Raw genomic sequence first — 8704 nt, 5'->3', positions numbered from 1 at the left:
CATCCGACCAAGCTATCCATGACATCAAAGCGCTTGGCCGCCAGCTGGGACGAGGACTTCCTCGTCAGCCTCATCTCGTGAGAACTCATTCACCCGATTCCCCTGCCTCCAAGGGGACTTTAAAGCGTCGTGAAGATCGCCCCGAAGTCCTTGCCGCCGCCGCCGGCCTCGACGAAAGCATCGTAAATCCTCGTCGCATGTTCTCCCATCGGGACGGTAGCCCCGGCACCTGCCGCGCCCTCCATGGCGAGGCGCAGGTCCTTGAGCATCAGCGCGGAGGCGAAACCGCCCTGGTATCCGTTGTCCGCCGGGCTGGGCGCGCCGATCCCAGGCGCCGGCGTATAGTCGTTCAGCGACCAGTTGTAGCCGGTGGACTTCGAGGAGATTTCGTAGAACGTCTGCGGATCGAGACCGGCCTTTTCAGCCAGTGCCAGTGCTTCGCAGGTGCCGATCATGTGGATCGCCAGCAGCATGTTGTTGCACATCTTGGCGACCTGCCCGCTGCCGATAGCACCAGCATGGATCACCGCCTTGGCCATGGGTTCGAGAATGGCCTTTGCCTTCCCGAACGCCTCATCGGCGCCGCCGACCATGAACGTCAGCGTGCCGGCGTTGGCCGCGGCAATTCCTCCCGAGACCGGGGCATCGACCATCCGGTATCCAGCCGCCTCGGCAAGGCCGGCCACTTCCCGCGCGGTGGCGACATCGATGGTCGAACAGTCGAGGAACAGTGCACCCTTGGGGGCCTTGCCGATGACCTCCCCGGTGTAAACGCTCTTCACGATGGCCCCGTTGGGCAGCATGGTGACGACCGCATCAACATTCGCCACCGCCTCGGGAACCGCCGAATGAATGGCGCAGCCGTGCTCCTGCGCCTTGGCCAGCGCATCCTCGGACAGATCGAAGGCATGAACCTCGTGACCGGCCTTGACCAGATTCGCGGCCATGCCGCCGCCCATGTTGCCAAGGCCGATGAATGCGATCTTCATGATATCTCTCCTCCTCGTCATCCCGGACTTGCTCCGGGACCGGTGGAAGTGTTTACGCGCAGCCTCGCAGAGAAGCTGTGCCGATCGACAGCCACCGGTCCCGGAGCAAGTCCGGGATGACGCCTGTATTACCGCCCCTTCCAGACGCCCGGACGCTTCTCGACAAACGCCTTCATCCCCTCCACCTTGTCCTCGGTGGCGGTGAGCACCTGGAACATGCGGCGCTCCATGATAAGGCCGGTGTCGAGCGTGGTCTCGAAAGCCATGTCGACCAGTTCCTTGTTCATCATCGCGGCGAGCGGCGGCATCGCGGCGATGGTCTCAGCCGTTTTCAATGCCTCTTCAAGCAGTTTGTCGGCGGGCACGACGCGGCTCACCAGACCTGAACGCTCGGCCTCGGCCGCGTCCATCATGCGGCCGGTGAGGCACATGTCCATGGCCTTCGACTTGCCGACAGCGCGGGTCAGTCGCTGCGAGCCGCCCATGCCCGGCGCCACGCCCAGTTTGATCTCGGGCTGGCCGAACTTCGCGGTTTCGGAAGCGATGATGAAGTCCGCCATCATCGCGACCTCACAGCCGCCGCCCAGTGCAAAGCCGTTGACCGCCGCGATCCAGGGCTTGCGCACGGCCTTGACCAGCTTGTCGGTCCAGCCGGAGAAGAAGTCTTCCGAATAGAAGGCTGCGCCCGGCTTGTCCGACATCTCCTTGATGTCCGCCCCGGCGGCGAAAGCCTTGTCGCCCGAGCCGGTCACGACTGCGCAGAGCTGCGACTTGTCCGCCTCGAACCGTGCGAAGGCACCGATCAGCTCGTCCAGAACCTGCGAGTTGAGCGCATTGAGCGCCTGCGGGCGGTTGAGCGTGATCAGGGTGACCGCAGCCTTCTGTTCGACAAGGATCATCTCATAGCTCATAGGGGTTTCCATTCCTCTTGCGTGGGGAGCGGCGCGAAGATCGCGTCCAGCATTTGATCGGTCACGCCTTCGGGCGTTGCGGGCTGCCATTTCGGGGCGTTGTCCTTGTCGACGATCACCGCGCGCACGCCCTCCGCAAAGTCAGGCAGCGTCAGCACGCGCGAGCCGATGCGGTATTCCATCGTCATGTTCTCCGCGAAAGTCGCCAGCTTCCGCGACCCGGCAAGCTGGCGCAGCGAGACCTTGCAGGCCTGCGGGCTCTTGGTCCTGAGCGTGGCCAGTTCCCTTGCCGCCCATTCGCTGTCGTCGGTTTCCAGAGAAGCCAGAATCTCCTCGAGCGTATCGAAGGAGAAATGCCTGCGGATCGCGGCTTCGTGCTCGGCGATCTGCGGTTCGGGCGGCGTCACGGCGAGCGCGCTCAGCACGCCCGCGATCTCGTGACCCGCGGCAATGCGCCGCTTCGCCTCCGGCAGGGTCTCGCTGGGCAGGTAATGGGTGGCAAGCCCGGCCCAGAGGCAGTCCTCCCCCTTGAGGCGCGCGCCGGTCAGTGCAAGGTACTCGCCGACGCCGCCATCGAGGCGCGACAGGTACCAGCCGCCGCCGACGTCGGGAAACAGGCCAATGCCCGTCTCCGGCATGGCGAAACGGGTGTTTTCGGTCGCGACGCGATAGCTGGCGGGCATGGCGATGCCGACACCGCCCCCCATGGTGATCCCGTCCATGAAGGCGACGAGCGGCTTGGAATATGTGAACATCTGATGGTTGAGCCGGTATTCCTCGAAGAAGAACCGGCGACCTGAAACGCCACCGTCACTGAGGGCTGACTGGCGCAGCAGGTTGATGTCGCCGCCCGAGCAGAAACCCCTGCCCTCGCTGTGGTCGAGCATGACCGATGCGACGTTGTCGTCCTGCTCCCAGTCGGCGAGTGCGGCGCTCATGCCCCGGCACATGTCGAACGTAAGGGCATGGATCGCCTTGGGACGATTGAGCGAAATGTGTCCGGCAACGCCGTCGCGCCGGATGAGCAGTTCGTCGGTCATCACTTGAGCAGGTCCCGCCCGATGATCATGCGCATGACTTCGTTCGTCCCTTCGAGGATACGGTGAACCCGAAGGTCGCGCCAGAAGCGCTCGATCGGATAGTCCCTGAGATAGCCGTAGCCGCCGAACAGCTGCAGCGCCCGATCGACCACCGAGGAGCCGGTATCGCTGGCCAGCATCTTGGCCATGGCCGCAAAGCGGGTCTTGTCCGGCGCGCCGGCCGTCACCTTGGCAGCGGCGAGATAGAGCAGTGCGCGGGCCGCCTCCAGCTCGGCGGCCATCTGGGCAAGCGTGAACTGGGTGTTCTGGAACTCGGCGATGGGCTGGTCGAACTGCTTGCGGTCCTTGACGTACTGGATCGCCTCGTCGAGGCAGCGCTGCGCGCCGCCCAGCGAGCAGGCGCCGATATTGAGACGGCCGCCGTCGAGGCCCGCCATCGCGAACTTGAACCCGTCGCCTTCCGCGCCGACGCGATTTTCGGCGGGAATGCGGGCATCCTCGAAGATCACCTGCGCGGTGGGCGAGGCGTTCCAGCCGAGCTTCTTCTCGGGCGCGCCGAAGCTGACGCCGGGCGTGTCCTTGTCGATCACGAAGCAGGAAATGCCGCGCGACTTGTGCTCGCCGGTGCGGGCCATGACGACATAGACGTCATTGTAGCCGCCGCCCGAGATGAACTGCTTGGTGCCATTGAGCACGTAATGATCGCCGTCCAGCCGGGCGGAAGTCTTGAGCGCCGCCGCGTCGGAACCCGAACCGGGCTCGGTCAGGCAGTAGGAACCGATCTTCTCCATCGTCACGAGCGACGGGAGATAGCGATCCTTGAGCTGCTGGTCCGCGAAGGTGTCGATCATCCACGAAACCATGTTGTGGATCGAAATATAGGCGGAGGTCGCCGGACAGCCGTAGGACATCGCCTCCATGATCAGCGCGGCGTCGAGACGGCCAAGCCCGATGCCGCCGCTCTCCTCGGAGACATAGATAGCGCCGAAACCCAGCTCTCCGGCAGCCTTCCACACGTCGACGGGATAATGGTGCTGCTCGTCCCACTCCGCCGCAAAGGGCGTGATCATGTCCGCGGTGAACTTGCGCGCGGTCTCCTGGATCGCAATCTGATCTTCCGTCAGGCCGAACTGTTCGGTCATGTCTGCCCCTGTAGTGTCTCTGCCCCTACGGGCACTTCGTATAGGTGAATGGTCCCGGCTGCGCGTCCAGACCAGTGTCTTCCCGCACCAGCGTCTTGCCGCCATCGGGCGTCGAAAGCGTGACTTCCTCGATCCAGGATTCGCCCTCGCCAGAGAACGCGAACGACGCGCTGATGCTGTCGGGGCCAGCTTCCCTGATCGGCCCCAGCGATGCGACCGATTCGTAGAATTCCAGCTTGTCGGAGCCGATCGTAAGCAACCCCTTGGCATCACCCCGGGTGCTCGTGCAGTCCGCCGGCACCATGCCCCAGCGCCCGCGCAGCACGTCGGGAATCGCGTTTTGCTCCACCGGATGCGCCGGCGCCACCGAGGCGTCGCCGGTTGCCGCCGGCCCGGCCGCTTCGGTTTGCGATGCCTCTTCGCCCGCCGGTTCCTTCGAACAGGCGGCAAGAGCCATCGCGAGCGCGGCCGCGGCAATCAGGGAAGTCTTATTCATCAGTCTGCTCCTTCACGATTCCGGAATGGACCGGGAAACGCCCCCGACCCCTTCCGGTTGCCGTAAAAGCTCAGCCCACAAGCCCGATCACGTCCTTGCCGAAAAGGTCCTCGTCGCTCGGAAGCGCCTTGGGGGTCGGCAGTGGTTTCGAGACCCAGGTTTCATTGATCAGGTCGCGCCACGAGACGTTGTTGTTGGTGGCATTGCCGCCCCACGAACCACATCCCAGCGAGAAGGTCTGACGCATGCCGTTCCAAAGGTTACCCGAGTTGGAGGCGGACTGCGGCTGGTTGACCATGACGCGGCTGGTCTTGGTATGCATCGCCAGCTTCGTGATGTTCTCGTCCGAAGACGAGTAGATGCCGCAGGAGTGACCTTGTCCTTGGTAGGCCTGGATGGAGTTGGTCAGCTCGATCGCCTCGTCGAGGTCCCTCGCGCGATAGAGCGCCATGGTCACCGTCATCTTCTCGCCCGAGAAGGGGTGCTGCTTGCCAATGCCGGTCTCCGGCACGATGAAGAACTGCGTGCCCTCCGGGATCTCGAAGCCCGCATAGTCCGCGATGAACTGCGGCGACTGGGCGACGACCTTGGCGTTGATATGCTCGCCGTCTTCCCAGATCGCATTCTGCAGTTTGGTCCTCTGTTCCTCGTTGAGCACGAGACCGCCCTTCTCCTGCAGCTTGGCGAGCATCGTGTCATAGATCGGCTCGAGCAGGACTACCGCGTTGTCCGAAGAGCACGAAGCCGCGTAGTCGAGCGTCTTCGAGATCAGGATCTTCTCCGCCGCGTCGTCGAGGTCGGCGGTTTCATCGACGGTGATGACGGCATTGCCGACCCCCACGCCGAGCGCCGGAGTGCCCGAACTGTAGGCCGCATTCACCATCGCCGAGCCGCCGGTGGCGAGAATGCGGTCGCACTGCTTCATCACCTCGTTGGTCTTTTCGACCGAGGGCTGCTCGATCGGTATCACGAGATCGGCCGGCGCGCCCATCTTGACTAGCGCATCGCGCATCAGGTTGCAGATCTTGGCGTTGACGAACTTGGCGCGCGGATGCGGGCAGATGATGACCGAGTTGCGACCCTTGACCGCGCAGATCGCCTTGATGACCGGGGTCGCCTCCGGATTGGTCGAAGGCGAAAGCGCGCCGATCACGCCGACCGGCTTCGCGATCTTGACGATGTTGCGCTCGGGGATTTCCTCGATCACGCCGACGGACTTGTCATCGATGATGTCCATCAGCGCCGCGCGCGTCTTGATGGAAATCTTCTTGAACTTGCCCTCGTAGTTGCCGAGCTGCGTTTCCTCGACCGTCTCCCGCGCGATTTCCTCATCCATGCCGGGCTTGCACACGGCATAGACCATGCCGCGAATCAGGCGATCGACCTGCTCCTGCGTATAGTTCTCGATCTGCGCCTGCGCCGCGCGCGAACGGGCGACGAGTTCAGCGACTTCGGCAGCGACGGGCGTCTCTGCGACCATTTCAGCAGTAGCCATTTCGAATCTTCCCTTGTGTCTTGCACACCAGTTTCCGGCCGATCGGTCCAGACGAAAAGCTCGACGTCGACGACCGGGCCAGACCGCCAACAGCGATCAGCCACAAGCCTGTCCCCTGCACTTTTGACGAAGCGATGGCAAGCGTTTTAATTGCGCGATTAAATCATAAAAATGCAACATTCCACGCAGCGGCACGCCCGGAAATCCGGGGTAGCATCGACAAGTTCGGGCAATCTTCCCTTGTCGCGGATGCCTTGAGCGGGCAGGACGCCGACGCGACATTCCTGGTGAGCGGCGCGCTCCATGATGGCGACAGGAACTGGGCATTGCGAATGCCCTGCCGTATCGGCAGAGACAGGCTTCAGCACCTCGGAAAGGAAGACCAGCGTGAGCGAGACAACGATCGATCCAGCCGAATTCCGCAAGGTGCTCGGCAGCTATCCGACCGGTGTCTGCGTGGTCACCGCGCTTGCGGGTGAAACGCCGACGGGCATGGTCATCGGGTCGTTCACGTCGGTTTCTCTCGACCCGCCGCTGGTAGGCTTCTTTCCGGACAAGAAGTCCGCGTCATGGCCGCTGATCGAAAAGGCGGGGAATTTCTGCGTCAACGTGCTGGGCAGCGATCAGCAGGACGTGTGCCGTTCGGCAACCGCGAAGGGGCGGGACAAGTTCGTCGGCGTCGAATTCACGATGTCCGATCACGACCTGCCGGTGATCGCCAATTCCATCGCATCCATCGAATGCCGCCTGTATTCCGTCACCGAAGCGGGCGATCACTGGTTCGTGATGGGCGAGGTTCTGCGCATGGAAACATTTCGCGAAGACGATCCCATGCTGTTCCACCGGGGACGCTATGGCGGTTTCGCCGAGCGAATGTGACGAGCGGCGTGGATGTCGAGGCGATCTGGCCCCGCATTCGGCGCCTTGCAGCATGCAAGCGCGGCGCTAGGCTGGGCCAATGATGGCCGTCCCGTTTCGTATCGACATGCCTCATGGCTCGCTTGCCGGTGATCGCCGCGAAGGCAGCGGCACGCCGCTCGTTCTCGTCCATGGCTTCGGTGGGTCGCGGCACGACTGGGAACCGCTCGTCACCGCCCTGCCCGCGGAACTGCCATTGGTCGCCTACGACCAGCGCGGTTTCGGAGAATCGAGCGGCGAGGCTGGAGTTGCCTTTTCCCACGCGGACGACCTGCTGGCCCTGCTCGACGCGATCGAGGTCGGGCGGGCGGACCTGTGCGGCATGTCGCTGGGCGGGGCGACGGCGCTCAATTTCGCGCTGAACCACCCGGAGCGGGTGCGGCGGCTGGTGTTGATCAGTCCGCTGATGGTCGGATGGACCTGGACCGATGACTGGGTCGAACGCTGGAAACAGATCGGCCGCGCCGCGCGCGCTGGAGACATCGGGACCGCAAGAGAGCTGTGGTGGCGGCATCCGCTGTTCGGCACCACCCGCGCAGGCCCCGCCGCGCCGCTGCTGCGCGCGTCGATCGAAGCGTTTCACGGACGGCAATGGGTGCAGGATGACCAGCGCCCCGAACTGCCGGAAGTCGACCGGCTTGCCGAGCTTTCAGTCCCAACCCTGCTGCTGACGGGCACGCGCGACACCGAGGACTTTCGCCTGATCGCCGACCTGATCGCGGCCGCCGGACAGGACGTGACCCGTATCGACCATGCCGGCGCGGGGCACCTGCTCAACCTGGAAACTCCCGGCACGATCGCCGGGGAGATCGCACGGTTTCTGCAGAGCGAAAACTGAGTTCAGCACCGTGAGCGCCGCCGGGCGATTCACGCCCCCTTCATCGCCGCGACGCGGGCATCCATAATCTCCTGAAGATGATTGACCGGATCGCCCACGGTCACTCCACCCTCCACCGGAAGCACCGCGCCGGTCATGTGTCGGGACATGTCGCCAGCCAGAAACAGCGCGACCTGGGCCACATCCTCGGGCTCGCCGCGCCGCTTGATGAGCTGGTTCGAAAGATAGACGGCATTCACGCCCTCCTCGATCCGCGCCGCAAGATCGCCGTCCGCGCCCTTCTCCGCAAACGACGACAAGTCGGTGCGGACGTGACCGGGAACGATGCAGTTCACCCGGATGCCATGCCGGGCAAGGTCTATCGCCGAGGACTTGCTGAACTGGATCAGCGCCGCTTTAGATGCACGGTAGGTCATCATACCGTGCCCCGCGAGCACCCCTGCGATCGAAGCGTTGTTGAGGATCACCCCGCCCTTTCCGCTGTTCGCCATTACGCGGGCGGCATTGCGGGTGGCCAACATCGGCCCGAGCACATTGACACGCATGACACGGTCAAAATCATCGAGCCTGTCGTCAAGGTAGCTCGGGTAGGCGCCGCACGACATGCCCGCGTTATTGAACAGGATGTCGAGCCCGCCGAAGCGTTCGACGGCGAGATCGACCATCGCCTGCGCATCGGCCTCGCTGCTGACGTCGACATGCCGGAACACCGCCGCCGCCCCCAGCTTCGCCGCAAGAGCCTCGCCTGCTTCATCCTGAATGTCGGCGATGACTACGGCGGCGCCCTCGGCAACGAAAAGTTCCACCGTGGCCTTGCCGATGCCGCCGGCGCCCCCGGTGATGATGGCGACCTTGCCGGCCAGTGCATTTGCCAC

The 8704-nt window shown here is 63.9% G+C and carries 9 protein-coding genes; 2 read left to right on the top strand and 7 right to left on the bottom strand.

All coding sequences use genetic code 11. The annotated features are described in order from the left end of the window. Positions 1-119: 119 nt before the first annotated feature. The 6 genes from mmsB to IEX32_RS10790 form a co-directional block, all read right to left on the bottom strand. Positions 120-1118, bottom strand: coding sequence for a 3-hydroxyisobutyrate dehydrogenase (gene mmsB, locus IEX32_RS10815; protein WP_268236736.1), 999 nt, complete (start codon positions 1116-1118; stop codon positions 120-122). Continuing rightward, a complete protein-coding gene (locus tag IEX32_RS10810) occupies positions 1118-1900 on the bottom strand; it encodes an enoyl-CoA hydratase-related protein (RefSeq protein ID WP_188771340.1) in 783 nt (260 codons plus the stop codon). Before IEX32_RS10810 ends, mmsB begins: the two co-directional genes overlap by 1 nt. After that, positions 1897-2940: an enoyl-CoA hydratase/isomerase family protein gene (locus IEX32_RS10805; RefSeq protein ID WP_188771338.1), complete on the bottom strand. Its 1044-nt coding sequence runs from the start codon at positions 2938-2940 to the stop codon at positions 1897-1899. Before IEX32_RS10805 ends, IEX32_RS10810 begins: the two co-directional genes overlap by 4 nt. Further along, positions 2940-4082, bottom strand: coding sequence for an acyl-CoA dehydrogenase family protein (locus IEX32_RS10800; RefSeq protein WP_188771336.1), 1143 nt, complete (start codon positions 4080-4082; stop codon positions 2940-2942). Before IEX32_RS10800 ends, IEX32_RS10805 begins: the two co-directional genes overlap by 1 nt. Before the next feature lie 25 nt (positions 4083-4107). After that, a complete protein-coding gene (locus IEX32_RS10795; protein ID WP_188771334.1) occupies positions 4108-4578 on the bottom strand; it encodes a hypothetical protein in 471 nt (156 codons plus the stop codon). Positions 4579-4648: 70 nt separating this feature from the next. Continuing rightward, positions 4649-6073: an aldehyde dehydrogenase family protein gene (locus IEX32_RS10790; RefSeq protein ID WP_188771312.1), complete on the bottom strand. Its 1425-nt coding sequence runs from the start codon at positions 6071-6073 to the stop codon at positions 4649-4651. Positions 6074-6460: 387 nt separating this feature from the next. On the opposite strand from IEX32_RS10790, the gene IEX32_RS10785 reads away from it, so the two are divergent. Together IEX32_RS10785 and IEX32_RS10780 are read left to right on the top strand one after the other, a co-directional pair. Further along, on the top strand, positions 6461-6952 hold the full coding sequence (locus tag IEX32_RS10785; protein WP_188771310.1) for a flavin reductase family protein: 492 nt from the start codon (positions 6461-6463) through the stop codon (positions 6950-6952). An 82-nt stretch (positions 6953-7034) separates the two neighbouring features. Continuing rightward, the gene (locus IEX32_RS10780) at positions 7035-7829 is read left to right on the top strand and encodes an alpha/beta fold hydrolase (RefSeq protein WP_188771308.1); all 795 of its coding nucleotides are present in this window, start codon (positions 7035-7037) and stop codon (positions 7827-7829) included. 29 nt (positions 7830-7858) lie between these two features. Here IEX32_RS10780 and IEX32_RS10775 read toward each other — a convergent pair whose 3' ends face one another. After that, the gene (locus IEX32_RS10775) at positions 7859-8704 is read right to left on the bottom strand and encodes an SDR family NAD(P)-dependent oxidoreductase (RefSeq protein ID WP_188771306.1); all 846 of its coding nucleotides are present in this window, start codon (positions 8702-8704) and stop codon (positions 7859-7861) included.

It is taken from the genome of Novosphingobium endophyticum (genome assembly GCF_014640675.1).
Classification (GTDB): domain Bacteria; phylum Pseudomonadota; class Alphaproteobacteria; order Sphingomonadales; family Sphingomonadaceae; genus Novosphingobium; species Novosphingobium endophyticum.
The sequence above is the reverse complement of the archived record's forward strand: the minus strand, read 5'-3'. Positions and strand labels throughout refer to the sequence as shown.